This is a genomic window from Saccharococcus sp. Marseille-Q5394 (assembly GCF_946901335.1).
GTDB lineage: Bacteria > Bacillota > Bacilli > Bacillales_A > Planococcaceae > Sporosarcina > Sporosarcina luteola_C.
In genome coordinates this window covers 89,781-116,255 of sequence record NZ_CAMPPQ010000001.1, presented here as the reverse complement: position 1 = coordinate 116,255, position 26,475 = coordinate 89,781, and the positions used below count along the sequence as shown (strand labels likewise).

The 26,475-nt window shown below is 43.7% G+C and carries 29 protein-coding genes; 7 read left to right on the top strand and 22 right to left on the bottom strand.

What is annotated here, in order from left to right:
• Positions 1 to 49: 49 nt before the first annotated feature.
• The 13 genes from OC538_RS00550 to OC538_RS00490 all read right to left on the bottom strand — a co-directional run bounded on the left by OC538_RS00550 (position 50) and on the right by OC538_RS00490 (position 12,401).
• Positions 50 to 2,260: a penicillin-binding protein gene (locus OC538_RS00550; RefSeq protein WP_251694890.1), complete on the bottom strand. Its 2,211-nt coding sequence runs from the start codon at positions 2,258 to 2,260 to the stop codon at positions 50 to 52.
• A 35-nt stretch (positions 2,261 to 2,295) separates the two neighbouring features.
• Positions 2,296 to 2,676, bottom strand: coding sequence for a cell division protein FtsL (gene ftsL, locus OC538_RS00545; RefSeq protein ID WP_262172863.1), 381 nt, complete (start codon positions 2,674 to 2,676; stop codon positions 2,296 to 2,298).
• A 15-nt stretch (positions 2,677 to 2,691) separates the two neighbouring features.
• Positions 2,692 to 3,624 carry a 16S rRNA (cytosine(1402)-N(4))-methyltransferase RsmH gene (rsmH, locus tag OC538_RS00540; protein WP_262172862.1) on the bottom strand — a complete coding sequence of 311 codons (933 nt, stop codon included), beginning with the start codon at positions 3,622 to 3,624 and terminating at the stop codon, positions 2,692 to 2,694.
• A gap of 35 nt (positions 3,625 to 3,659) precedes the next feature.
• Entirely contained in the window at positions 3,660 to 4,091 is a 432-nt protein-coding gene (gene mraZ / locus OC538_RS00535; RefSeq protein WP_251694893.1) for a division/cell wall cluster transcriptional repressor MraZ, read from the bottom strand.
• 202 nt (positions 4,092 to 4,293) lie between these two features.
• On the bottom strand, positions 4,294 to 5,901 hold the full coding sequence (bshC, locus tag OC538_RS00530; protein ID WP_262172861.1) for a bacillithiol biosynthesis cysteine-adding enzyme BshC: 1,608 nt from the start codon (positions 5,899 to 5,901) through the stop codon (positions 4,294 to 4,296).
• 93 nt (positions 5,902 to 5,994) lie between these two features.
• Entirely contained in the window at positions 5,995 to 6,387 is a 393-nt protein-coding gene (locus OC538_RS00525) for a DUF3397 family protein (RefSeq protein WP_251694895.1), read from the bottom strand.
• Between the two features lie 6 nt (positions 6,388 to 6,393).
• Positions 6,394 to 7,284, bottom strand: coding sequence for a 2-dehydropantoate 2-reductase (locus OC538_RS00520; protein ID WP_251694896.1), 891 nt, complete (start codon positions 7,282 to 7,284; stop codon positions 6,394 to 6,396).
• A 65-nt stretch (positions 7,285 to 7,349) separates the two neighbouring features.
• Positions 7,350 to 8,891, bottom strand: a complete 1,542-nt coding sequence (locus OC538_RS00515; RefSeq protein ID WP_262175032.1) for an acyl-CoA carboxylase subunit beta — start codon at positions 8,889 to 8,891, stop codon at positions 7,350 to 7,352.
• A 70-nt stretch (positions 8,892 to 8,961) separates the two neighbouring features.
• Complete coding sequence (locus OC538_RS00510; RefSeq protein WP_251694897.1) at positions 8,962 to 9,177, bottom strand: biotin/lipoyl-binding carrier protein; 216 nt, start codon at positions 9,175 to 9,177, stop codon at positions 8,962 to 8,964.
• Positions 9,174 to 10,535: an acetyl/propionyl/methylcrotonyl-CoA carboxylase subunit alpha gene (locus tag OC538_RS00505; RefSeq protein WP_251694898.1), complete on the bottom strand. Its 1,362-nt coding sequence runs from the start codon at positions 10,533 to 10,535 to the stop codon at positions 9,174 to 9,176. The genes OC538_RS00510 and OC538_RS00505 overlap by 4 nt, the downstream gene beginning before the upstream one ends.
• A gap of 154 nt (positions 10,536 to 10,689) precedes the next feature.
• A complete protein-coding gene (locus OC538_RS00500) occupies positions 10,690 to 11,448 on the bottom strand; it encodes an enoyl-CoA hydratase/isomerase family protein (protein WP_262172855.1) in 759 nt (252 codons plus the stop codon).
• A gap of 225 nt (positions 11,449 to 11,673) precedes the next feature.
• Positions 11,674 to 11,847, bottom strand: coding sequence for a 50S ribosomal protein L32 (gene rpmF, locus OC538_RS00495; protein ID WP_251694900.1), 174 nt, complete (start codon positions 11,845 to 11,847; stop codon positions 11,674 to 11,676).
• A 23-nt stretch (positions 11,848 to 11,870) separates the two neighbouring features.
• Positions 11,871 to 12,401, bottom strand: a complete 531-nt coding sequence (locus tag OC538_RS00490; RefSeq protein ID WP_251694901.1) for a YceD family protein — start codon at positions 12,399 to 12,401, stop codon at positions 11,871 to 11,873.
• A 127-nt stretch (positions 12,402 to 12,528) separates the two neighbouring features.
• Here OC538_RS00490 and OC538_RS00485 point away from each other — a divergent pair, with 127 nt between their 5' ends.
• Entirely contained in the window at positions 12,529 to 13,770 is a 1,242-nt protein-coding gene (locus OC538_RS00485; protein ID WP_262172851.1) for a nucleotidyltransferase, read from the top strand.
• On the opposite strand, the gene OC538_RS00480 is transcribed toward OC538_RS00485, so the two are convergent.
• The gene (locus OC538_RS00480; RefSeq protein ID WP_262172850.1) at positions 13,743 to 14,789 is read right to left on the bottom strand and encodes a SepM family pheromone-processing serine protease; all 1,047 of its coding nucleotides are present in this window, start codon (positions 14,787 to 14,789) and stop codon (positions 13,743 to 13,745) included. The two genes, OC538_RS00485 and OC538_RS00480, sit on opposite strands and share 28 nt — an antisense overlap.
• A gap of 200 nt (positions 14,790 to 14,989) precedes the next feature.
• Between OC538_RS00480 and OC538_RS00475 the strand changes: the two genes are divergently transcribed.
• Positions 14,990 to 15,922, top strand: coding sequence for a hypothetical protein (locus tag OC538_RS00475; RefSeq protein ID WP_262172848.1), 933 nt, complete (start codon positions 14,990 to 14,992; stop codon positions 15,920 to 15,922).
• A gap of 47 nt (positions 15,923 to 15,969) precedes the next feature.
• On the opposite strand, the gene coaD is transcribed toward OC538_RS00475, so the two are convergent.
• The 3 genes from coaD to OC538_RS00460 are packed head-to-tail and all read right to left on the bottom strand — an operon-like array spanning position 15,970 to position 18,423.
• Complete coding sequence (coaD, locus tag OC538_RS00470; RefSeq protein WP_251694905.1) at positions 15,970 to 16,452, bottom strand: pantetheine-phosphate adenylyltransferase; 483 nt, start codon at positions 16,450 to 16,452, stop codon at positions 15,970 to 15,972.
• Between the two features lie 10 nt (positions 16,453 to 16,462).
• Positions 16,463 to 17,008, bottom strand: coding sequence for a 16S rRNA (guanine(966)-N(2))-methyltransferase RsmD (gene rsmD, locus OC538_RS00465; RefSeq protein ID WP_251694906.1), 546 nt, complete (start codon positions 17,006 to 17,008; stop codon positions 16,463 to 16,465).
• Positions 17,005 to 18,423, bottom strand: a complete 1,419-nt coding sequence (locus tag OC538_RS00460) for a hypothetical protein (protein ID WP_262172846.1) — start codon at positions 18,421 to 18,423, stop codon at positions 17,005 to 17,007. Before OC538_RS00460 ends, rsmD begins: the two co-directional genes overlap by 4 nt.
• Before the next feature lie 89 nt (positions 18,424 to 18,512).
• Between OC538_RS00460 and OC538_RS00455 the strand changes: the two genes are divergently transcribed.
• Positions 18,513 to 18,905, top strand: a complete 393-nt coding sequence (locus OC538_RS00455; RefSeq protein ID WP_262172845.1) for a methylthioribose kinase — start codon at positions 18,513 to 18,515, stop codon at positions 18,903 to 18,905.
• 15 nt (positions 18,906 to 18,920) lie between these two features.
• Here OC538_RS00455 and OC538_RS00450 read toward each other — a convergent pair whose 3' ends face one another.
• A complete protein-coding gene (locus tag OC538_RS00450) occupies positions 18,921 to 19,193 on the bottom strand; it encodes a YlbG family protein (protein WP_251694909.1) in 273 nt (90 codons plus the stop codon).
• 136 nt (positions 19,194 to 19,329) lie between these two features.
• Here OC538_RS00450 and OC538_RS00445 point away from each other — a divergent pair, with 136 nt between their 5' ends.
• Positions 19,330 to 20,235 carry a glycerophosphodiester phosphodiesterase family protein gene (locus OC538_RS00445; RefSeq protein ID WP_262172843.1) on the top strand — a complete coding sequence of 302 codons (906 nt, stop codon included), beginning with the start codon at positions 19,330 to 19,332 and terminating at the stop codon, positions 20,233 to 20,235.
• Positions 20,236 to 20,296: 61 nt separating this feature from the next.
• Here OC538_RS00445 and OC538_RS00440 read toward each other — a convergent pair whose 3' ends face one another.
• Positions 20,297 to 20,740 carry a YlbF family regulator gene (locus OC538_RS00440; RefSeq protein ID WP_251694911.1) on the bottom strand — a complete coding sequence of 148 codons (444 nt, stop codon included), beginning with the start codon at positions 20,738 to 20,740 and terminating at the stop codon, positions 20,297 to 20,299.
• A 72-nt stretch (positions 20,741 to 20,812) separates the two neighbouring features.
• Positions 20,813 to 22,186 carry a Mur ligase family protein gene (locus tag OC538_RS00435; RefSeq protein WP_262172842.1) on the bottom strand — a complete coding sequence of 458 codons (1,374 nt, stop codon included), beginning with the start codon at positions 22,184 to 22,186 and terminating at the stop codon, positions 20,813 to 20,815.
• 106 nt (positions 22,187 to 22,292) lie between these two features.
• Between OC538_RS00435 and OC538_RS00430 the strand changes: the two genes are divergently transcribed.
• A complete protein-coding gene (locus OC538_RS00430; RefSeq protein ID WP_316044258.1) occupies positions 22,293 to 23,069 on the top strand; it encodes an aspartate kinase in 777 nt (258 codons plus the stop codon).
• Position 23,070: 1 nt separating this feature from the next.
• Here OC538_RS00430 and OC538_RS00425 read toward each other — a convergent pair whose 3' ends face one another.
• Positions 23,071 to 24,156 (bottom strand): CAP domain-containing protein, encoded by a 1,086-nt coding sequence (locus OC538_RS00425; RefSeq protein ID WP_262172839.1) that lies wholly within the window; start codon positions 24,154 to 24,156, stop codon positions 23,071 to 23,073.
• Between the two features lie 275 nt (positions 24,157 to 24,431).
• Between OC538_RS00425 and OC538_RS00420 the strand changes: the two genes are divergently transcribed.
• Together OC538_RS00420 and ytvI are read left to right on the top strand one after the other, a co-directional pair.
• Positions 24,432 to 24,797 (top strand): YugN family protein, encoded by a 366-nt coding sequence (locus OC538_RS00420; RefSeq protein ID WP_251694915.1) that lies wholly within the window; start codon positions 24,432 to 24,434, stop codon positions 24,795 to 24,797.
• Positions 24,798 to 24,908: 111 nt separating this feature from the next.
• Complete coding sequence (gene ytvI / locus OC538_RS00415) at positions 24,909 to 25,967, top strand: sporulation integral membrane protein YtvI (protein WP_251694916.1); 1,059 nt, start codon at positions 24,909 to 24,911, stop codon at positions 25,965 to 25,967.
• A 46-nt stretch (positions 25,968 to 26,013) separates the two neighbouring features.
• Here ytvI and OC538_RS00410 read toward each other — a convergent pair whose 3' ends face one another.
• Positions 26,014 to 26,475 (bottom strand): DUF420 domain-containing protein, encoded by a 462-nt coding sequence (locus tag OC538_RS00410; protein ID WP_262172835.1) that lies wholly within the window; start codon positions 26,473 to 26,475, stop codon positions 26,014 to 26,016.

Sequence of the window (26,475 nt, the reverse complement as noted above, 5' to 3'; positions counted from 1 at the left end):
CACCTTTCGTTTTTCTATCAACCTATGAAAGGGCGAGGACAGCTATACATCATCCACCAATTATCTCTTCCACGTCCTCCTCCTCTGCCTCTTCATTCTGCTCGATTGGTGTATGTTGATCTTCCGGTGATTTAAGCTGGAGCACTACAGGATCATCTTTGCTGATAACGGCCCCCGCGGAAAGACTTTGCTCTGTCACATATCCATCCCCGTTCAACCGGATATCAAGCCCAGATAACATTTTAAATGATAACGCCATTTTTTTCGACCACCCGGAAAAATTTGGAAGAGTGGTATCGCCTTCAGTTTCAAGGAGCACAATAGAACCTTCACTCAGCTTTGTACCTTTTTCAGGATATTGGCTTTTCACCTTTCCTCCCTCACCGATCAGTATCGGTGAAAAACCTTGTTGTTCAAGGTCTGCAATCGAGGATTCCGCAGCTTCTCCAATATGGTCTGATAATGACTTCGTCAAAGATGTTTCACTATTTTCAGGAAGTATATTCATATACTTCAAGCTGCTTTCCATTATGGAAGTGAATAACTCAGCAACCGGATCCGAACCGTATTGGCCTGGTTCAAGCTTCGGCTGCTGGACGATTACATACGTCAATAACTGCGGATCGTCGATAGGTGCCATTCCGAGGAATGAATAAAGATAATTGCCGTCACCGGCCAGATATCCTCTGCCATCTGTTCTCGGAATTTCCGCCGTTCCTGTCTTGCCGCCGACTGAGTATCCAGAAAGTGCGAATTTCCGGCCAGTACCAACATCTGATGTGACTGTGGAAGCTAATACCTCACGTGTTCGCTTGGCAGTTTCCGACGAAATAGGAGATTTCCGTTCTTCCTCCTTATGTTCTTCCACAACTTTCCCCGTATTCGGATCGACTATTTGATCGATAACATACGGTTTCATCATTTTACCGTCATTTGCAATGGCTGTCGCAGCCTGGATCATCTGGATTGGAGTGACTGTGGACCCTTGTCCATATGAAGTCGTCAGCCTTTCACTAGGATTTATGTCCAAAATGATGCCCGGAACTTCGTGCGGTAAATCGATTCCCACCTTTTCACCGAACCCGAATCCACGTAGGTATTCGATGAATGTCCGGTCGCCCATTCTTTCTAACAAATAAGCCATTGAAACGTTCGAGGATCTTTGGAATCCTTCCAAGAAAGTGATTCTCCCCCAGCCGGTCCGATTGACGTCTCGAATTGTTTTATCGTAGATCTTATATTGTCCAGACTGATACTCAGCGGAAGGGGCCCATTTATTTTCCTCAATCGCCGCGGCTAATGTAAAGATCTTCATCGTTGAGCCAGGTTCAATTGTGTTCTGGATGGCATCGTTCAGCCAGTTTTCCGTCAATCCCTCACGAGTGGATGGATGGAAGGATGGGCGCTGACTCATTGCATAAATTTCTCCAGTTTTCGGGTTTGTGACGATGACAAGCATTTTTTTAGGTGAATATTTCTCTTCAACTTTATTCATCGCATCTTCGACGAAGTTCTGAATTGTTTTATCAATTGTTAATTGAATGGTCAGTCCATCTTTAGCAGCGACGACCTTCTTCTCAGATTTCGGTAAGATGAATCCCCAAATATCAGTTTTATAATCCACTTTTCCGTCTATACCGGTAAGCTCCTTGTTATAGGTCTGTTCTAGTCCCATTTTACCGATCGTTGAAACTTTCTTGTTCTCATCTTCTTCTCTCATCGCAAATCCGATCAAATACGATGCGAAATTCCCGTTTGGATAAAAACGCTTCTTATCTTCGATGAACTGTAGACCTGTAACACCTTCTTTATCAGCAGCCTCTTTAATGGCCAGCATTGTTTCATGGCTAATATCCCGGCCCGCTTTTCCAAATTCGATTTGATACGTCTCGTACGTATCCGTATTCCTTTTCACTGCTGCATCCCTGATTTCAATCATCTTTTCTTTTTCCATCGGGATGAATCTGCTTAACAATTCGGCAGCCTTGTCAAAATCAGTGACATGCCTTTTCTTTTTCGCACCTTTTTCAGTCGCTTTTTCACTTAAAATTGCAATCAACCGGTAGCTCAGCGTATCGGAAGCGATCACTTCACCGTTCCGGTCGATGATTTTACCTCGTTCGGCTTTTAGAATCGACTCGCGCGCATATTTAGCTTCCGCCATTGCTGCCATTTGTCTTCCTTCGGCCTGTCCCGTAATTTGGATGCTTAACAATCTTCCAAACAAAAGAAAAAAGAGCCCTCCAAAAACCAGAAACATCAGGAAGGCTCCCCATTGAAATCGAAATTTCTTTTTCATCGTCCAGGCACGACCTTTACGTTTTTCTCATTCAGGTTCAAGCCGAGCTCCTTCGCTTTATTCCAAATAACTTCGTATGTAGATTTCTCGCTCACTTGTATGGACAATTCTGTATTTTGTTTTGCCGTTTCGTCGATTTCCTTGTTGATTAATTGCACTTCCTTGTTCGTATCATTGATTTTGGCTTGAGTATGCAAAATCATTGTAGAGAAAAGTACGAGAACTGCCGCGAACAGCACGAACAGAAATTTTTCTCCTGTAGAGAAAAGTTTTCGTGAACGCCTCGCCGGCTGTTGTGTTTCATTTGTCTTTGGTGATTGTGGTGCATGTACCTCATGGACCGTATTCATTTGAAAGCTTCTCTGTTCCAATGCCATTTACAAGTTCCCCCTTTATTTTTTCTCTATGATCCGCAGTTTTGCAGACCTGGATCTTTTATTCACTTCAATTTCATCTGTACTTGGAAGGATCGGTTTTCTCGTAACCAGTTTGAATTCGGGATCCATCCCTTCTGGAACAATCGGCAAATTCGGCGGTAGTTCCGGCATGGAAGACGCTTCTTTGAAGATTGTCTTGCAAAGTCTGTCTTCCAGTGAATGGAATGTGATGACACAAATGCGTCCACCGGGATTCAAGACAGTTAAAGCGTCGGTTAATGAATCCTCCGCTGCCCCTAGCTCATCATTCACCGCTATCCGTATTGCTTGGAAAACCCTTTTCGCCGGATGTCCACCGGTTCTGCGAGCGGCAGCTGGGATTCCTTCTTTGATTAACTCTGCAAGCTCGCCTGTCGTCTTGATCGGTGCATTATTCCGCGCTTCTTCGATCTTGCGGGCGACCCCTTTGGAAAACTTCTCTTCACCATACCTGAAAAAGATGCGCACCAGATCTTCATATCGCCATTCATTGACCACTTCATAAGCAGTCAATGCCGCCTCTGTATTCATGCGCATGTCAAGTAAGGCATCGTGATTGTAACTGAATCCACGTTCCGGCGTATCCAACTGCGGTGAGGAAACACCGAGGTCGTATAGAATTCCGTCCACTTTATGCACGTCTATCTTTGCCAGTTCGTCTTTCAAATACCGGAAGTTGGAGTGGATGAATGTGACTTGCTCCAAATAATCGTTTAACTTCAATTTGGCAGCATCAATTGCTGTCGTATCTTGATCAAAGCAGATGAGTCTGCCATTTGCCGACAACTTCTTCACGATTTCTAAACTGTGTCCCGCTCCGCCAAGTGTGCAATCGACATAAATGCCATCCGGTTTAATGTTGAGCCCATTGACGGCTTCATGAAGTAAAACTGTTATATGATCGAACATCGAAACCGCCTACTTTCCAATTGATAATTATCGTATTAAAAGTCAAAGTCGATGATGTTTTCCGCGATTTCATTGAATGATTGCTCTGACTCGTCGTAATAGGAATCCCAAGAAGATTTAGACCAGATTTCAATTCGGCTTGAAACGCCAATGACGACACAATCCTTTTCAACTTTCGCGTAGTCGAGTAATGAGGTTGGAATATTGACACGGCCCTGCTTGTCTATTTCAACTTCAGTGGCCCCTGAGAAGAAGAACCGGGCAAATGCGCGGGCATCTTTCTTCGTAACCGGCAGCGCCTTCAATTTTTCCTCCAGCCGTTTCCATTCCTCCATAGGGTAACCGAAGAGGCAGTTATCCAATCCACGAGTCAGCACAAAGCCATCCATCAGATATTCCCTGAATTTTGACGGGACTATCAAACGGCCTTTTGCATCTACAGTGTGCTGATATTCGCCCATGAACATACTCTTCACCCCACTATATGTTTTTAATGTACCACATCCCTCCACATTCCTCCACTCAAAAACTATTTTCATTGTAAAATATGTATATAGTACTTGTTTCATTGAGATATAGATTGCATTCAATCATAGTTTCCGAACGTCATAAACCCATAAAAAACGCCGATGCAGTCTGTAAATGCCTGCATCGGCGTTGTTTCATCATTTATAAATAGATGATCTGATGGGTTCCATCCATTTTGATCTGTTGGCGAAGCAAACCTTGAACCAAATCTGGGCCATATTGATTCATGAAGAGATAAGGCGTGAAAATCCGCTCTTGCAGTGATCCATCCGGCAACAGCTCATTCTCAAGGATGCTATATTTACGGAGAGCCGTTTGGTGTTGGATCAATAACTCCTCTTCTGCCTTCTTCCTTAGGTAATCCAATTGTTTTTCATGGAATTTCAAATTCTTCTCAAGCAACTGACGCATCGATGCACTTGAACCTTCTGTCAGTTCTTCATACTTTCCTTTCAGTTGCATCTCTGTTTCTGCAAGCAGTCTCTCAAACCGTTCATTTTGCAATGAATCGATGAACCGCTCCCGAACTTCGAAGACTTTTCCGGCAAGTACATCTTCCATCGTCAATGAAATTGACTCCATTGCCTGTTTCGCGCGCTTGGATACCAATGTCATTGAAACACGTGGAACAACGATCGGCATACGGATTCCGAAAAGCTGGAAAGCCTCTTTCAATAAAGCCCAGTAGGCAATTTCACCCGGCCCGCCAACGAAAGCGAGAACCGGGAAGACTAGGTCTTGCATGACAGGACGTGTTACGACATTGTTGCTCAACAGCCAGGGCTGTTCAACAGCGATCCTCATCATTTCCTCACTTGTGAACCGGATGCCTGTACTGTCATTTACAAAATGTCCATCCTTTTTCGATAAAAGGACTCGTCCAGTTTCATGCACATAAAACAGGTGCGCAGCATCCTCTTCAGCTTCAATCGGCTTACCGAGTCCCAGCTCTGCAAACTGCGCTTCTTTCTTAACGACCAATTTAGCGAGCTCATCGGATTCAGAAATGAATTGAGCGAAATAGCTTTTTTCGATTTCACGCAATGGTTTATACGCCGAGTCAATGAACAAAAGTCCTTGTTCATGGAAAAGTCCGTTCATCAGTCTGACGAAAAACCCGGTGAATGTCTCTTCCTTTTCGACCGCGGTCAAAACTTCCTCCATCAAAGTCCTCGTATGCTCCGTTTCACCGAACTGACGAAAAACATCTTCCACAAATGCCATCATTTCCTTTTGGGAATAAGTTGCGTCGGATGCCATCAATTTCAGGATGAATTTCTCGGGATACTTATGTTTCATAATCCCATAAGGATTTTCCGTATAGACGTGATTAATTTCATTCAGATCATGATCCTCGCCAGCAACCCAAAACACAGGTATGACCGGAACGGAAAGCTCTTTCCTTTTTTGCTCCGCGAGCAGGATGACCGTAATCGCTTTATGGACAGAGTAGAGAGGCCCTGTCAAAATGCCCGCTTGCTGGCCGCCGACGACAACAACTCCGTTTTCGGAAAGTTCATCTAGATATGTTGAAGCTTTCTTTGAAATTCCAAATGGTTCCATGAAGGAACGGATGACAGAAGAAAGTTCTTTCCTTAAGAATGGACGGCCGGATAGCTCCTTCAGCCTGTCAGGGTATGAACGGTTTTCATTTCTATAGTCAAAAAAATTATGTATGAATTGTTCGTCATGATTGTAAAACTGCATTACCTTGTTTTCATTATCCAATGCCATTGACTTGATTTCCATCATTGATGCCCCTTTTTACTGGTTTGAACAGAGTATATCATTCTCATTCATCGGAATGAAAAATATACGCTTGTCACCTGAATGAAATCCCTGTCATTTTACATATTCCAGTATGTTAAAGGTAATACCGATTACAAGAAGAATGATATAGGAAAGTGAGAGCAATAAAAAAAACAATCTCCATGTTTTCTGCATAACACGTCCTATTTTAAACTCTTTCTCCTTCACCCTTTCAACAACAGTAAGGATAATTGCGATGAGAATGGCGATCGAAGTAATATAAAAACCCATACCTTTACCAAAAATGGTCATTGATGTGATATATACTGACAAAAATAAAAAAGGGGTTGTAAAATCCGCAGCTTTCCCAATGACCGCAGCAGGAGCTTTCCCCATCCTCCTCATAAATATCAGGAATACGATTGTAATGACAAATGGAAATACAACAATGATCCCCGTAAGGATCGACAGGAGAACATTCACCATCGCCAATCAACTCCTATCTATCGCAAGCAGTAATTTCTCAAGCGTTGCCAATAGCGGCAAGCGGACGCCGCGGCGTTCACCCATTTGAAGGACAGATGATACCACTGTCTCTATCTCCATAGAATTCCTGTTCTCACGATCTGTCAACATGGAAGATCTGTTGTTCTCTGTTCTCCTACATATTCCTTCAACAGCGGTTTTCGGCAAATCATTTTTCATTTCCGGAAATGCAGCCATAAGTTCATCATATAACTGATCAAAAAGTAGTTTGGCATTAGGATTCCGGACTAATTCACCGTTCCTCACTTGCAAAATCGCTGTCAACGGATTGATCATGCAATTGATCAGCACTTTCCGGAAAATGATATGGTGGGCATCCTTCGTATATGCCACAGGAAATACAGCTGAGCTAACAGCTTGCATGAAATCAAAACTTGTCTCATCGCCCCGATAAGGAGCAATGTTTATCGTACCTACGCCGTTATGGGAAACAGTCCGGTCATCCAATCGGCCTGCGCCATGCTCGACAGTCGCAAAAAACACGTCCGACATTGAAGTTCCACGGATAAACTCGAAATGACCATACCCATTTTGAACGAACATTACCGGATTCATTATATTTCTATCGAGAATCACCTCAACGACTGGCGCTACCCCTTCATACTTCGTCGAGATTATCCAAGAGGCATTCTCCGGCAGTTTCCCGACATCTGTTTGTGCATCCACTTCTAATACTGTTTCTGACCGATCACCATTAATGCGACTGATTCCCTTTTGCCGAATGAGAGTTGCCTGCTCTTCCCTTCTTACAAAAAACACGACCTTCAAACCCGCTTCCGCCAAATAAGAGCCTATTAACAAACCGATAGAACCCGCTCCAGCGATCACAACATCCATGCAAATCCCCCTTTTTAAAAAGGGCGACCTTCGGAAAAGGCGCCCTTATTCTACCTTATATTCGATTATACAGGATACACGGGATGTTTTTTAGGTGGCAACGGAAGTTCTTTTGTCGAATAAAAACGGAATCGGTCGGCAAGCACACTCCGCAAGTCTGAAGGCGCGATGATTTCATCAATTATCAGCTCGGAAGCCATCTTGTAAATATCGATTTCCTCTTTATATTCTTTATGTTTCGCCTGCACAAAAGCAATTTTCTCTTTCGGATCCTCAATCGCTTCGATTTTATTCGAATATACCGCATTGACCGCAGCTTCCGGTCCCATCACTGCAATTTGCGCTGTCGGCAACGCAATACAAACATCTGGTTCAAATGCGGGACCCGCCATTGCATAAAGTCCAGCACCATAAGCTTTCCGGACAACAACGGATATTTTAGGGACCGTAGCCGAGCTCATTGCCATGATCAATTTAGCACCGTGACGGATAATGCCATCTCGTTCTACTTTGGTACCGATCATGAAGCCGGGGACATCCGCTAAAAACAGAAGCGGAATTGAGAATGCATCGCATAAAGTAATGAACTTGGCCGCCTTATCCGCCGAGTCGACGAACAGGACGCCCCCTTTCACTTTCGGTTGGTTTGCAATGATTCCAACAGGTTGACCCTCAATACGCGCAAGTCCGGTAATAAGTTCCGGAGCGAATAGTTTCTTAATATCAAAGAAACTGTCCTCATCGATCAACGCATTGATTGCTTCGTACATATCGAACGGCGCATTTTGGTTCTCGGGAATGATTTCTTCGAGTGATCTTCCCGTCTTGGCCGCGACTGCATCTATGACGGAAGGTTTCTCGGTGAAATTAGCCGGGAAAAAGCCTAGATAGCGACGTGCTTCACTGATTGCTTGCTCTTCGCTTTCAACAAGGACATCACCGCATCCACTGACGGAACAATGCATTCTCGCTCCGCCCATCTCCTCCAACGTCACTTTCTCGCCGATCACTTTTTCCGCCATCCGCGGGGATCCCAAATACATGGAAGCATTCCCCTCCACCATGATGACAATATCGCAAAATGCAGGGATGTACGCCCCCCCAGCCGCCGAAGGCCCGAACAATAGACAGATTTGAGGGATGAAGCCTGATAGCCTCACTTGGTTATGGAAGATCCTTCCCGCACCCCTACGATTCGGGAACATTTCAAGTTGATCCGTAATACGAGCCCCTGCAGAATCGACAAGATACAACATCGGCACTCTATTCTTTTCGGCAATCTCTTGGATGCGGATAATCTTCTCAACCGTTCTTGATCCCCATGAGCCGGCTTTCACTGTTGAATCATTCGCCATGACACAAACAGTTTGCCCATTCACTTGCCCCATGGCGGTAACGACGCCGTCCGCTGGCAAATCGTCAGCTTCACAGTTTGCGAAGCGGCCATCCTCCATATACTTACCTTCGTCGAAAAGGAGCTTGAGTCGATCACGCACGAACAGCTTATTCTGCTCCATCAATTTTTCGTGATATTTCGGATGACCTCCCGACAACACCTTCTCAAGTCTTTCATTCAGTTTTTCATTATAACCCGTCTGCTCTGTCATGTTCGTCATTGTTCTTCCCCTCCCGATCACATTCACCCTTCAGGCTGCCGATTTGTAGAACCAGCTGTCCTTATTCCCCGATAACCGCAAGTACATCTTCTTCATTCACGAAATCGCCGACTTGGACATTGATCGATGTCACTTTGCCTCCAATTTCTGTTTCTACTGGAATCTCCATTTTCATCGATTCAAGGACGATGATCACTTGGCCCGCCTGTACTTCATCACCTTCAGCAACGTTCACTGTAAATACTGTACCTGCCATTGCAGCTTTTACTTGTGTCATTTTTCCACTTCCTCCTTTTTGGTTTTCAACCATTCCGCTAAAACGTTTGTAGTATAATCGCCATGGTCGAATTCTTTTGATCCTATGAACTTCTGAAAGAGTGGAATATTTGTTTTAACTCCTTCAATCGTAAAGGAAGTGAAGAATTCTTCCGCTTTGTTTATTGCTTCTTGTCGACCTTCTGCATGGACGATCACTTTAGCAATCATCGGATCATAGAACGGCGTAACGCTTCCGCCCTCCTCGTAACCTGAATCGATGCGCACATTGGCTGAATCATTCCAGTCCATTTTGCGGATTATTCCTGGCGAGGGCATGAATGTTGCGGGATCTTCCGCATAAATACGGAATTCAATCGCATGGCCTGAACTTTTGATCTGTTGCTGATCCTTGACCGGCAATTCATTGCCGCTTGCCACTTCGATCTGCCATTCAACAAGGTCATAGCCGGTCACTTCTTCAGTAACTGGATGTTCCACTTGTAATCGGGTATTCATTTCAAGAAAATAAAAATCATCGTTTTCGGATAAAATAAATTCCACAGTTCCCGCGTTCCGATAGTTGACGGCTTTCCCAGCAGCAACAGCAGCTTCATACAGCCTCTCTGCCACTTCTTCTGACAATGATGGGGAAGGAGATTCTTCGATCACCTTCTGGTTGCGTCTTTGCACGGAACAATTCCGTTCAAACAGATGGACGATGTTCCCTTTATCATCACCGAATATCTGTACTTCGATATGACGAGCATTCTCGACGAACTTTTCGAGAAAAACAACATCATCTCCGAAATAGGATTTTGCACGGGTTTTGACGGATTGAAAATGTTGACTGAGCGCTTGCTCACTTTCACAACGCACCATTCCAATACCGCCACCGCCGGCACTCGCTTTCAACATGATTGGATAGCCGATCATATTTGCCGCATGTATCGCATCCTCCAAAGAGGCGACCCCTTCGTCGGTTCCCGGAACAACCGGTACACTAGCGGCTTTCATCTTCATTCGTGAAGCGATTTTATCACCCATCAATTCAATCGTTTCAGCGTCGGGGCCGATGAATGTCAAGCCTGCATCGCTTACTTTGCGGGCGAATGCAGCGTTTTCGGACATTAGCCCATAGCCTGGATGAATGGCATCCGCTCCCACCTTCAATGCGATTTCGATAATGTCATCCGCTTTCAAATAGGACTGGAGTACAGGACCAGGTCCGATAACATAGGCTTCGTCTGCGTATTTCACAAACGGCATATGTTCATCGGCTTCCGAATGCACAGCTACAGTCTTGATGCCGAGCCGCTTGCATGTCTTCATGATCCTCAATGCGATTTCCCCACGATTCGCAATAAGTATCTTATTCATATAGGCATCCCCCTTAGTTGCATTGTTTTAATTTCTCCCCATTACTAGTTTATACGATGAATGAAACCGTTTTCAACTATTTATCTGAATTCCTATCATTATCTGACCTTAAATGCCCGATATATTTGATTCCGGCTTCATTGCACTAGCTAAATCATTTTTTCTTCAGGAAGTTTGCGACGGCTTCGTGATGTGCATCGCTTTCCCATAGTTGAGCGCATTGGGCGGCTTCTTCGAGCATGCGTTCCTTGATTCCGGATTGATTCCAGTTTGCAATCGCTATCTTCTTATATGCTCTGTGTACGGATGGATGTATATTTTTCATATTGTAAATGAAATTGTCTAAACCATCTTGTGGATTTCCATCATAAACTTCCGTTGCCCATCCGATTGTTTGCAACTGTTGTGCTGTATGTACTTTCGCTTCAGACAATAATTTCAGCGTGGCAGCATGATTGTTCATTTTAGCAAACAGTTGCGACGCGCCTCCCCATCCGCTTGTTATAGCGAGTGTTCCTTGGATGAATCCTGCCTTTGCGTATGCAGAGACGAGTCTGTAATCGCATGCAGTCGCAATTTCACAACCTCCGCCAACAGCTGCTCCGTTGACGATTGCTATAACGGGAACCGGCAATGTCGACAGTCTATATAATAATCCTGCCATCCTGCTCAGCATCGGATAAGCTTCGTCTGCCGTGCGGAAACCGTGGAATTCCGACAGGTCGCCGCCTGAACAGAATGCTCGGTCGCCTTCTCCTGTTATGACTGCGTACGCTATGCTGTTATCAGTTTCTATTTTTGTTAAAAAGGTTTCGAGACCGTCCATGACTGCACCGTTAATTGCATTTCTCATTTCCGGACGATTGATAATGAAAGTGGCGATTCCATCAGTGATTTCAATTTTATAGGACATGCAAATCCCTCCTTTGGTAGTTGGATGAAAGATATCGATCACTTCCTGACGGATATCGGTCATTTCCCGAGAGTTTTCAATCAAGATCATCGAGTTATCGGTCACTTCTCAAAAGTTATCGTCCTTTCGGGACCTTTGACGCATCTGATTGCGGCCACCCTCCATTTTATAATATAAAAAGACCACCGGAGCCATGGCCTCACGGTGGTCTTTAAGCAGAGAATATTATTCCCCTACTACTTCTTTACCTTTGTAATGACCGCAAGATTTACAAATGCGGTGCGCAAGTTTCATATCGCCGCAATTGTCACAAGTTGTCATGCCTGGAACTTGTAGCTTAATATGCGTACGACGAAGTCTTTTAGATGTTTTTGAAGTTCTTCTTTTTGGTACTGCCATTTGAGGCACCTCCTTAGTATCGTCTATTCCTTGTCCGTGTTGAAAAAATCAGCTAAGCCCGCCAAACGCGGATCAACTTTCTTCTTCTCTTCACGGAGCCGCTCTTCATGTTCTTCATTGGTCGTGTAAGACCACCCTTTACCCTCAGCGCTTTTCATCTCATCAGCATTTTCGCTGAAAATCTGCAAAGGCACTTCCAGAAGTATCAACTCTTCAAAGATGGGGGTCGGATCAATAATTTCCCCGATTACCGGGTGTATATTATCATCCGTGGCAAGTGTGGCTTCGTCCCAACTGAACTGCTCGTCTGTTTCCACCGAAAATGGAAATTCGACATCTTCCCATGTTCGTGAACAGGGTAATGTCATTACACCTTCGAGGTGGAAATGGCAAGTCAGTTTTTTTGAACCGATTATACAGCTTCCCGTTACGTGGACAGGCTTAATATCCCGGATTTCCGGATTCCGTTTTTTGACGGAGTCAAGGTTGACCGCTTCGTCAAGCGGCAATGCTCCTTGTCTGTATTTCTGTAGTTGATGAATTGACCATTTCACGTCTATATCACCTCAAGACAACACTGTTGATTATATAATGGATAAAAAGGGATGTCAAGATATTTTCTTGTCACCTAAATCTCAACAACGTATAATTCAATTAGATTATATCGAAGGGGTGGACAAATTGAAAGCTACAGGCATCGTCGTTGAATATAATCCTTTGCATAATGGACATGTCTACCATGTTAAGGAGGCCAAATCAGAAACTGGCGTCGATGTCATCATCGCAGTTATGAGCGGCAATTTCCTGCAAAGGGGCGAACCGGCTTTTGTCGATAAATGGACACGTACGAAGATGGCGTTGGCTTCAGGCGTGGACATTGTATTCGAACTTCCTTACCGATTTGCAACAGGAAACGCGCAAGCATTTGCTCAAGGGGCCATCGAGTTGCTCGACGCGGCAGGATGCAGCGCTTTTTGTTTCGGAAGTGAAGACGGTACTATAGAGCCTTTTCAAAATAGCTTACAGTTGATTGAACGCCATACGGATGAATATGAAACAGCAGTAAAAGCTGCTGTTGTGGAAGGCGTAAGCTATCCAATGGCGTTGAATCAAGCGTACAAAACAATTCTCGCGGGACAATCTTCTATTCCCGTTGCCGACTTGACTATGCCGAATAACATTTTAGGGTTCCATTACATGGAAGCCGCGAAGTCGATCGGTTCATCAATGAAAGCCGTGACAATCAAACGGATGGGAGCCGGCTACCATGATGACTCATTGGATAGTCAAAAAATCGCAAGTGCGACAGGCATCCGGAAATCGTTCTTCGGCTCGGAAAGGCTAGATGAAGTTTCCAATTTCATTCCGCCTGTGACAAAACAATTGTTGCAAGAATGGCAATCGGAAAGAGCAGTATTCGGCAACTGGGAGAGCTTTTATCCATTCCTTCGTTTCATGATTTTACGGGATGGACCTGACCGGTTACGTACAATTGCAGATGTTTCGGAAGGAATTGAAAATCTCATCTTCCGTGCGGCGCAATCACAGGATTCCTTTCAATCATTCATGGATGCAGTGAAATCAAAGCGCTATACTTGGACTAGGATACAACGGATGCTAACACATATACTGACCGGCTTCACGAAAATTAGGCGGGCTGAAATGGAAAAGCCTACTTATTTGCGATTACTCGGGATGACCAATGAAGGACGTACCTACTTAAACGGCCGGAAAAAGGAATTATCTTTGCCCCTTATAAGCAAAGTCGCATCATTTTCCGATCCTTCATTGGCTATGGACATCACCGCATCCGATATTTATGCTTTAGCTCTAGGAAAAGGGACGAGTGCCTCCAAAATCGGCTTGGATTATCAAATATCGCCGATTATGGAAGATCACTTCTCTTTTAAGTCCTTCAAATAATCCAAGGCGTCATCTATCGTTGTTACAGGTACGATTTTCATTTTCGTACCTATTTTTTCTGCTGTTTTTACGGCTTCCTCATAGTTGGTCATAATGCCTGGATTCTTCTGCCGAACTTCATCCGGCAAATAATCGTTTGGGGCGAAAAAGATCTCCACTCCTTCACGATCAGCTGCCATGATTTTGAAATCTGCTCCGCCTATCCGGCCGACTGTTCCATCAGATAACATCTCACCGGTACCAGCGATGTTGTATCCTTTCGTTATGTCCTCGTCAAGCAGCTGATTCATAATTTCCAAAGTGAACATAAGCCCCGCAGACGGTCCGCCGATATCGGCTGTGTGGATATCCACTTTAGGATCAGTTGACAGCTCACGGTCCTCCTGGAATTCGATACCTAGACCGATACGACCTTCGGATTTGGGTATCGGGCGTAAAATGATTTCAACATCTATGAGCTTCTCATCCCGTTCTATGGTGACCATCACTTTATCGCCTTTGCTTTTTCCGGAAATCGACGATGCAAACTGTCCGGCCTCATTCAACTGCCTACCATCAACAAAGCGAATTTTATCTCCAGTTTGAAGCTTGCCATCAGACGCTCCGCCTTTCAGGACAGATACGACGAAGACACCATCATACGTAATATCGACTGGTATATTGGCTTTGCTGAATGCGATCGTAATTGCGTTGAATTGGGAATCTGACATGAGTTTTTTCTGACGTATGTTATATTCCTTGTCATTCTCCCCTTCCCTTCTCACTTTGTTGATGGGCAATACCTTCATCCGGTCGGAAAATTTAGAGGCAACGTAGGAAAATGGTGTTGCTTTCCCTATCGAAATTGTCATTAGGCTGAATGTGCCCACATCATCCTTGTCACCGCCCTCGACTTCTACAATTGGCTCCAAATCATAAGCTCCACCCGGTTTCGATATGTATGCATCGAGAGGATAAATGAATAAAAACAATAGAAAAAGCAATGCGACGGCATACAATCCAACCCTTTTCATCTTCATACCCACACACCTCCATTAATAGCCTGTACAGATGGGACATATATATAACAAGAAAAGCTGAGGGCGCTTCCCCAAACCCGAGTAGCTAGCATCCAAAGCTAGACATGAATAGCTGGCTGGTTACTAGTGTACCATCGAAAATATCCAGTATAAAGAAAAAAACGACAACGTTTTGCATCTAACATCGCTGAAGGAGGCACATGAATGAAGTACGTCTCAGATACACAGCAACAAATAAAGTTATGATCAGCATCGTGGTCATTTGGGGATTAATTATCCTCTTCATCTTGCAGCCCGGCACCGCACATGACGGTGCCGAAGCCGGTGCACAATTATTTGTTCACGCTTTGCTGCCTTATTTGCTTCCCTATATCATTTTGACGCAGTGGCTTTTGAAAGTACCTGTGGAAAATCCATCAAAGAATAATTGGAAACGATATATGAAGGCGTACGTCCTCGGTTCATTCGGAGGATTTCCAGTCGGAGCGGTCACTGTAACGGAAATGGTTAAAATCGGGGAGTTGAGCAGACGCGAAAGCGGCTACTTGCTAGCTGCCTGTCATGCGCCTGGTCCCATGTTCATACTCGGCTTTGTAGGGACTGAGCTATTTGGAGATACTACATCGGGATGGAAACTTTTGGCCGCTATTCATATTGCAAATATCCTTATTTTATTATTTACGCTCGTAGCCATGAAGAAGGGGCAGCAGGAATTGGATTCTTCACAACTTCCAGTGCCCAAAAAACGTGTAAGCTCTCCTTTTTTGGAGTCAATAAAGGAAAGCTCCACGGTCATCATACTCGTCGCCACTACCGTAATCTTTTTTTCCGCCCTTGGAAATGTATTGACGTCTGCCATATCGAAGGCCTTCACTATTGATTTGGGATTCACAAAAACATTCCTGCTGGCCATATTTGAGATGACTTCAGGTGTCCAATCGGCGACCGACCATTTTTTCACGAGTCCAGTATTCCCTTTTTTAATCGCTGCAATCATTTCACTGAACGGCTTAAGCATCCATATGCAAGTATTTGTCATTGCGAAAACCGCCGATATTCCCCTTCTTCCATATTTCCTTAGCAGAATATGGAGTGTCATCACTGTGCCAATCATTTTATATTTCTTATTATAAAAAATGGTTATGACAAAAATTCATGTCATAACCATTCCATTACCTTATTAACCTATGTACTTTTCACGCAATGCCTTTTCCACAACTGAAGGGACGAGGGCAGATATATCTCCTCCATACCGAGCAACCTCTTTAACGATGCTCGAACTGAGAAATGAATATTGATTTTTCGTCATGACGAAAAATGTCTCAATGCTTTCATCTAACATTCTATTCATAGATGTGATCTGCATTTCATATTCGAAATCGGATATCGCCCGCAAACCACGAACGATGACGGAAGCCCCTGCCTCACGGGCATAATCGATAAGAAGACCTGATGATGACTCAATGATGACATTCGGGAATTTCGATGTGACGACACTGATTAGCTCCATCCTCTCTTCCACTGTAAATAAAGGATTTTTGGATGAATTATTCATGACAGCCACTCTCACTTCAGGAAACACTTTGGCTGCACGTTCGATAATATCCAGATGACCATTCGTAATCGGATCGAAGCTGCCAGGCACAACTGCTATTTTTGTCATTGATGCTCCCTCATTTCATATAGATGGAAATTGCGCTGTTTCCATAGATCGGATTTTTCGTCTTTTGAAACTCCTGATAGGCATCCGGAAGTGTCAGTTGCTTATCATGTTCACAAATAATAATTGCCCCATCGGATAACATGCCGGCTTCCGCCATCAGATCCGCCAAATCATAGAATTTTATTTCGGCATACGGCGGGTCAATAAACAGCAAATCAATTTGAATATCGGCCGGCAATGCCCGAATAGCGTTTCTTGCATCATTTCTACTAATATGTACTTGGTCTGTGAATCTGCATTTTTCCACGTTATCACGGATGATGGAGCAGGCCTTTGGATTTTTTTCGAAAATGTAAGCTTGGTCTGCTCCTCTTGACAATGATTCGATCGATAGGGAACCACTTCCACCAAATAGCTCCACAGCGATTCCTCCGTCAAAATAAGGACCGATTATATTGAAAAGGGATTCTTTCACCTTATCAGAAGTCGGTCTCGTCAAATTGCCAGGCAATGATTTTAATGGTGTCCCTTTTCTGGATCCGGATACGACCCTCATTTCGATTCCCCTCCTGTCATAGACTTGACGATGATTGTCTCTTCGTTTTTTTGTATAGATAATTGGAACAGACGCCTTAACGCATCTTCCTCAAAATAATACTCAGTATCGATGAGGACAAACGGCTTCTCACGTAATTCATATCTTTTACCATTCAATACATAGAAAGGATCACGTAGTGAAAATCTGAAATTCTCGGTTTCACTTTCGATATAGATTGAATTTTCATTTGTCGATAGTGAATAGCCGAACCTTGTCAGAACCTTGTTTGCTGGATACAGTGTTTGCTTTTCCATAAGTACGGCCTGAATATCTTCTTGGGCTTCACCATTCATCGTAATCATCCGTGTATCCTCCAAAATGAACGGATAGTCTCCTATCGTGTTCTTTTGGACGAAAGAGGTTTTCCATCCGCAAACTTCGCCGATCAATTTATCCAACTCGACTGCATCCAATCGCTCACCTTGCTTCTCTGCCAAGCGGGACTTCAATCGATCATACTGATCTGCTGACAATGAACGCTTCAATACTTCAAATGCCTTTTTGGCCTCTTTTGTACCAGACGGCGAATCTATGGTTATCGAAGCGGCTAATCCGGCTACAAGTTGTTCCTTATCGGAAATGGCGAACTGCGAACGTACACCCCTGTCTAAAACCAAGTCGGATAGTTCCGTCTGCTCTAGCTGTGTAATTAAAAACCTTGACGTTTGAAGGGGTTTTCCTTTCGAATCCAACAAGATGACAATATGTCCGGCATTCAATTTCACTAAAGCGCTATTTAGTTGATCCGCTATAGCAGCATCAATCGAGTCGCCGAAAATAGAGAGCCGTCCTCCCTTATATGTTTGGGGCAATTCCTTTTCTTGCCAATAGAGGTCTGCTACCTTGCCTTTTCCCTTGAACAATGAATAATCGACCATATCCATTTTTTTAGATCCGATCAATTCCAGTCCGCTGACCCACATTCCACCGATTCCGCTTTCATCGGTGACATGTAGAATAGTAGAATCCGACCTCGCATTTCGTAAAGAGGCGAATGGTTCTCTGAAAAGCTTTCTACTGACCATTTTTTCGGCCTTTGGGATTTCGTAGGAGATGGATTGCCGGCTCTCCTTCCCTTCCAATATCGCAGTTGCATTTTCATTAATTCTCACACACGACGTTTCAATTTCCAAATAACAGGAAGCGTTTCGGCTTTCCATCGGCAAAAGGATTTCGTGACGTCCTCCGTCCAAGTTATGAAAGTGATGCCTGACGAAAAGAGCGTCCGTCCTGTTGATCACTTCGATTTCCTGGATGTACCGGGATTGCGTAGCCGGTGTCCCGCTTGCATCTGCCAATCGACTATAATGCATATAGAGTAAAACTGAATTTAGAACGACTAATAGACCGACTATGCGGAGTATGATCTTCAATTGCTGCACCTCAATCGCCAGGGATGTTTAAAGCGAGTAAAAAATGATAAGATGAACTATATTCAGATTGATGAAAGGTAGTGTCGTTCATGTTACAACAGTATTTTATTGAATTAGGTGAAGGGTATGGAGACGTCTACGAACTGATGGAACTAATCGAGACGAATCAACACCGGCTTCTAAGAACCTTCATTTTTTCTTCAAAAGCCAATGGCGGACAAGCGATTTCCCTGGCAGCCGCATTCCGCCCAGCCCGGAACAGTAATTTCATGCCGGTTTACATATGCAGGGAAGGTATTTCTCAAATAGGTGAATCCAAATCAAAGAGAAGGCTACTCTTCGAGGAAACTTCCTTGCAACAAGGACAGGAACCGATCTTCATCGGACTGAAGCATTCCTCTGAATTTGCCGACACCAAATTGTTCTATCAGTATATAACAGGAATACTGCGTCTTAATCATCTTGTCCCGCCTTTACAATAAGCGAATACATTGTGATTAAAGACCAATTTTATAATCGTATTCCTTCGCCTTGTCTGGTTTCACATTTTCATATTCCGTTTTAACGAATGGACGATAGGATGGCAACACCCTTTTAACGGACGGAAGGCGCTCAAGTTTACGGATTGTATCATCAACGTCCACTTGATCACAATATATGACAATGTATTTCATTTTTCTGGAAATGTAATGGACATGGCCATACTTGCGTAACGATTTGGCCTGTTTCAAATGATGGAGATATACAATTATCCCTTGTCGATCAATCATGGTTTTCCCCTCTTTTCCTACCCCATACAATACCATAGTAGAGAAATGGGCTGCAACCGAACATTGCTGACATCTTCCGTTTTTTCCATTATAATGAGGAAAGTATACGAATACGTAAGTAGAGGAGGATACGAAAATGGGAAGAAAAACGAAAGTGGCTCTCACAGTGGGAGCAGCCGGAGTAGCCGCTTGGGCTGCATCCAAAGTAGTTGCCAAGCCCCAACCACGCCCTCGGAAGGAAGCACTCGAATTCGAGGACCCTGTCGTCCTTTCGCATCGCGGTGGAATGTCAAGCACTCCTGAGCACACGATGGCAGCGTTTTCAAATTCAGCAGAGCTCGGAGTCCATGGATTCGCCGTCGACATCCGATTGACAAAAGACGAAGAAATCGTACTCTTCCATGATGAAACTGCAGATCGGACTACTGATTTTTCCGGCAGGATTTCCGATTATACAATAGACGAATTGAAAAAAGCCGATGCAGGTTATATGTTCGAAGATGACAATGGGCATTTTCCTTTTCGTGGCAAAGGCGAGAAAATCATTAGTTTACGTGAATTACTGACTGCCTACCCTCATATGCTGATTGCTATTAATCTCAAGGACTCGCCGGATACATACGAAGGCAGTCTAATGCCATCCAAGCTATGGCGCCTTTTAGAGGAAATGGAATCAGAGGAGCGCGTTATTGTCATGAGCGCATTTGACGAGCAAACGGACCGCTTCAATCTATATGCGCAAAATAGAGTGGTCATCGGAGCGGGTAATGACGAAGTGAAAAAGGCGTATGCATCCTTTTCAAGCAAATTCGGACATTTATACAACCCACGAGCCGACTTATTCTGCATTGCTGAAAAAATGGGTCCATTTCCAATGAACTCAGAAAACTTCATCAATTTTCTATCCAATTTGAATGTTGCAGTTTACTATACTCATATTAATGACAAGGATACATTTGAAAAGCTTTTAATCTCCGGAGCTGCGGGCTTCATCACGGACAAGCCGGCACTTGCAATGGAAGTCATCCAACAAAATTCATAATAAAAACGGTTGCCTGTTCAATGACAGACAACCGTTTTTTATCTTACTGGTACATAACTGCCTAAGCCGAGCAGGAACAGCTTCCGCCCGTACCACACCCGCCCCCGCAAGATGTATCCACAAAAAAACTATCCCCGGCGGGCACTTTGATGGAATCGGATACTGCTCCTGCAATGATTGCACTGACTTCATTCAACAGTCTTTGCACATCATTCTCCGCAAGACGCAAAGCCGCGACTTGCTCATTCATATCCAATTCCCTTTTTTGTATACGTATATCTTTCATGACTGTCTTATAGTCAGGATGGTATCTGCCGAAACGCTGCACTTCTTCGTAACGCTCCTTCATATTGGTAAAATCATAGATCGCTTTTGCCAACGTTTTGTCGGAATAAACGGCATGATTCGCTCTTCTGTATTCTTCAACGATTTCAGAAGAAAGCAACATGTCGGAGAGTGTTTCTGATTGCTCAATGATTGACATCCATTCATCCGTCATCATCATAGTGCTTTCCCTCCATTCCAACTAATCATACCAAATTAAGCGTCTCATGTGCATGCATTCCGACCTGTTTTACTAAATCTTCTTACGTAATGCCTCTTCCGCTACTTCATAATCTGAAAATGTGAGAAGTTCTTGCCCGATTTGCTGCGTTCTCTCATGCCCTTTCCCGGCGATCAAAACGATATCTCCGGCTTTGGCATATCGTATCGCTTTTTCGATTGCCGTTCTCCGATCCATCTCGACAATGACTTTTTCCTTTTCACAGTTAATTCCAGCCAGAATCTCCTCTATTATTGAAGACGGTTCTTCATTCCTCGGATTATCTGTTGTAATAATAACTTTCGTTGAATAGGTTGTTGCTACTTTTCCCATTTGCGGCCGCTTTCCTCGATCACGATTGCCTCCGCAGCCAAAAACGGTGATCAATTCGCCTGTAGACTCTTCGGTGAGAGAAGCCAATACCGTTTGAAGAGCATCTGGTGTGTGAGCATAATCGATATAGACATTCACTTCCTTTTCCCGCAAGCATTGCAAACGTCCTTCCGGCAATATGAGCTTATCACAAAGAGGCAATGTCACAGAAGGATCCCACTCTAGTATTTCCATGACAGTAACAGCGGCAAGGGCATTTAATCGATTATGCTTACCCGGTAAACAGGTTGGATACAAGTCGAAAGGAATCATCCTGCCCGCAACCATCAACTCATTGAAAAAATGGACCGGCCTATTTGCGTTTTCGACTAGCCTTATACATTGCCGATCATCGCCATTGACAACTAGATTCCTTGCCATCGTCGCAAGCCGCTTTTTTGCAGCTAAATAGGCTTCCTTGCTACCATGCTCTTCATAATGATCAACCCCGATGTTAAGGAAAACCCCGATATCAATCTTGCAGTGATCCAATCTGGATGTTGATAGCCCTAGGGAAGAAGCTTCCATCACTATATATTTCATGCCTGCTTCCAAGCATTTCTTCAACAGCGGATGAAGGAATTCCGCTTGCAATGTTGTCATTTCAGGAACATCAAAAATAACTTTCCTGCCATTCATGAAAATTCCCGTCGTTCCGATGACTGCCGCTTGCTCACCGAGCATCGTTAATAATTGGCCGATGAAATGCGTAACCGTCGTCTTGCCATTGGTCCCTGTCACCGCAATGATTTTCAGTGATTCGGACGGATTCCCGGCAAGCTTGGCACTGGCATGCGAAATGAACTTCCGCCCATCAGGCACTGTGATTAGCGTGATTTCCTGAATATCATCGAAAGCCGTGTTTTGATTGCGATCAAAGACGATTGCGACAGCACCGCGTTCAATCGCTTCTTGGACATGCAAAACCCCATCATCTCGAGCACCTTTCCTTGCGACGAAAATGAATCCTTCCTTCACATTTCCTGACCTCTCCGTAATGCCGCTAACCGGCACACCAACACTTCCCGAAACCATACAGGGCCAATCTTTCAGAATCTCAGATAGTAACAGAAGCCCCCTCCCCTTCCCGAACAATTTTCATGAATAGCGAATATATTGAGAGCGAACCATACTTTATCGTATGAAGGAAATGCAACGAACGACACGAAGAAAGTTGGGAGCTAGAATGATAGTTCAAAAATTTGGCGGAGTGGCCATGAAAGACAAACAAACACGAAAAAATTGCATCGGCCACATAAAATCCGGATTAGAAAACCATCAAAATGTCGTAGTGGTCGTTTCAGCAATTGGAAGAGGAGATGAACCATACTCCACAGATCGGTTATTACGCCTGACCGACGCATTCAACTATTCAAAAGCCGCAAGTGATCTTGCAGCTTCATGCGGAGAGCTCATCGCATCAGCAATTCTTTCAGCCGAATTGGAAGAAGCGGGCATCCCGAACAGAATCCTACATGGAATTCAAGCAGGCATTTGGACATCCGGTGATTTTGGGGATGGAACAATAAGTGATATCGATCCTACAATGATCGTTGACAGCTTACGGGAATCCGGTTGTGTCATCATCCCGGGTTTTCAAGGAATCAATGAATTTGGCCAGGTGATGACAATTGGCAGAGGGGGCAGCGATTTGACCGCCATTGCGTTAGGCGGTGCATTGCGTGCATCACATGTAGAATTTTTTAAAGATGTTCCCGGTGTCATGACAAGTGATCCGCGATTCGGGAAAAACGCCAAAAAATTAGATAGTATGAGCATCCATCAATTGTTACCGCTATTAGAAACAGATCATCCAGTCATTCAAAAACGTGCGGCCATTTACGCAATGAAAAAAGCGATACCTCTTTATGTAAGAGGCATCGCTACCGATGAAAAAGGGACTTGGATCTTACCGTGATTTACTTTTCCATACGACTCGGTTTCATGTTTTCTTTCTTGTCGGATTTTACGAGAACTTGCGTGTAGTATTTTCCGTACGCCCCAGTGCCGATATCAGTTGCCTCCGGATCCAACAATACACTACGGTGCGCGGGAGAATTCAGCCAACCATGGACAGCTTCGATAGCATCCACGTAATTGGCAGCGATATTCTCCCCGGCTTTTTTATGTTCGATTTCAAAACTTTTCAATCGCTCCGACAAGTTTCCCGCAGAAGGTGATTCATGAGAAAAGTAATTTTCAATTGCCATATCCTTACTATGGTTTTGGGCAAGTAAAGATAGCCAGTAATCATTATTCAACAAACTTACTCCATGACGCTCACGGTAACTATTCGTCAATTCGAATATTTGCCTTTCCATCGAACGGTCAACTTCCATTTGAACCGTCGATGATGGTCTGTTGGCTGTAACTAGTTCTCCCATGAATTCCATGTCATACGGCTGATGGATGACGAGTGTCTTCGGATCAATGAATCGGACGCCTTCAATAATCTCGTCTTCGGAATCTACATATACTTGCGCATACAAGTTCTCATATTTAAGCAGGATCCTATCCTTCAAGTCCTGACTATTCAATGTGAACGTATAAATATTTTCATTCAGTACCACATTAACTTCAGATTCAATAATTGAAAAGCGGAATACTTCATTAATATTCTGCCCAACCACGATTGGCGATAGATCTGAACCAGTATCTGCACTGAAAACCTGGTTGACAATACCCTCACCAACTCCCGCCATCATCCGGACATCGCTCGAATAGATCCACCAATCATAACCGTAAGCAGAAGGTTCAATCCTATCGGGTTCCCCCATTGCGTTCACTAACTTTTCCGAAGGTTTTCCGACAAATATGGACAACCCCGATTCGGGTCTCTTTGGACCAGCAGTCATTTCTACAATTTCCTTGTTGGGAGCCGGTATTGCAGTCCCATGTTTAACCGGAGACTCAAGAGGTTCATTTTCCTGGACCCTGCTTCCCATCAAATAAAACAGTGCGAGAAGGATAACTAGTAATAATGCAATCTTCCAAAATACCTTCAACTCTTCTCGCCACCCTCCAAAATAAATGAAATTCAAAAACTATCAATTCCTGAGTAATAGTATTAATTTGAGTATAAGTCAACTACAGCGGATTTCAAGTGCAAAAGGAATTCAACACTCCGGATTCAGCTTTCTTTTACCTAGATGAACAACTGCCAATGGGTTTAGGATGAAGCTTTTATGACACAATGTTGTCATTGCAACTAACTGTGATTTGTTCTATGATAAATAAGTATAGGCATTCGACTGGATGATCATGAAGGAGGACTTGAACGATGTATATTGAAAATACAGGTATTGAAGGCATTGTTGCCGAATTGTCACTACTAGACGAAATCATGCTGAAACACGATCTTGTACGTGCTGGACAATGGGACTATGAGCGTGTGACATATGATAAGAAATACGTGATCAAAGAAGGCACTTACTACTTGCGCGTATTCGGATTCACTCCCGACGGAGACGTTGACACCCGAGATGCCATCATGCATCTGAAAAAACCTGTTATCGGCAAGCACTATTATCCACATGGTGTAGAATATGGCGAGGGCGAGCATTTCCCCGCAGGACTTGTGAAAGATTGTGAAACAACTCTAAAAGCCGTCCTGGAAGATTTGAAACCATATATTATAACAAAATAAGCGATAATTATTAAAAGTCGGGGAACTAATTGTTCTGCGGCTTTTTTTACCTATTCATTCCTCAGAATTTTGGTTATAATGAGAGCAATGAACTATTTGGAGGAATGACCGTTGTCCCGTTGGCTTACAAAAAGAACTTTCATGTTAGTTACTTTACTGATCATTAGCATATTGCTTTTTATTTTTATTCTCCCTATTTCCATACCAATTATTTTAGCTCTTTTGACGGCTCTCCTCTTCGAGCCACTAGTAAAGCTTACCGAAACAAAGTTTAAATGGAAACGTAAAGTATCTGTCATATCCGTCTTCATTTTCATATTAGCGATTCTTGCAATCAGTATCTATTATACGGTCACTTCATTGATAGGTAGACTGATTCAATTTACGAAGGCTGCACCCGATTATTTAAACAAGCTTTCAGGAGTGTGGATTGATTTTCAAAGTAAATTACTTGTGTATACATCGGGCCTACCTGATGATGTCGTTAAATCAGCACAAGACGGGTTCAATGATATCTTGGAGTCCTTCCGCAAGTCGTTATTGGAACTATTCAATTCTGATAAGATCGTTGCACTTGCGTCTGAAATTCCGAATTTCTTAGTGAGTTTAATCGTTTATATGATTGCACTATTCCTTTTTATGCTAGAATTGCCTGATTTAAAAAAGATGGTGTTCAAACATTTCACAGATGAAACAGCAAAAAAAGTCCGCTATATGACAGTTAAATTGAACTCGGTCATTTTCGGCTTTATGAAAGCTCAATTGCTCGTCAGCTTTATCATCCTTGCTGTAGCATTCATAGGACTGCTGATTATTGCACCGAAATATGCATTGGTCATGGCCATCGTCATTTGGATCATTGATGTCATCCCGATTTTAGGTTCAATTATCATACTCGCTCCTTGGTCATTATATCAATTCGTCAGCGGAGATATCGGTATGGGAACAAAATTGGCCGTTTTGGCTGCGATTCTTCTGATCATCCGAAGAACTGTTGAACCAAAGGTGATGGGTAATCAGATAGGCTTATCCCCCCTACCGACGCTGATCGGCATGTTTATCGGGCTGAAACTTTTCGGGGTACTCGGTTTCTTTATCGGTCCGATGATTGTCATTCTATTCAACACAGCACGCGAAGCAGGAATCATCAAGCTGAATTTCAAATTATGAACGTAAAAACCGGCTAGGATAAATTTCCTTCGCCGGTTTTTATGTCTTAAATTCCTAATATGGCTTTGATCATCGATGTGGTTTCTCCGCCTTCGTAGAAGACATATAGTAATAAATAGACGGCTACGCCTGTAATTGCTGTAAAGAACCATACGATGCCAGTAATTGGACCGATCTTGCGATGTTTGTCCAACTTATCTTTCAAACCCCAATTAATAGTCATTATGCCCATCACAGCTCCGGTCGTAGAGAGTGCGATATGAAAAATAAGAAAGGCTGTATAATACACCTTGATATTTTCCGGTCCGCCGAATGCCGTGTTACCGACGAAAATCGTCCTGGACGCATAGATGATAAAAAACAGGACTGCCGCAACAGCGGCTGCTATCATCGTTTTCTTATGTGCGTCGATTTTTCGTAACAGAATCAGTTTCCATCCTATTGCAACAAGGATAGCGGATAGCACAATGAAAAAGGTACTCAAAGTCGGTAAAAAAGGAACATTCAT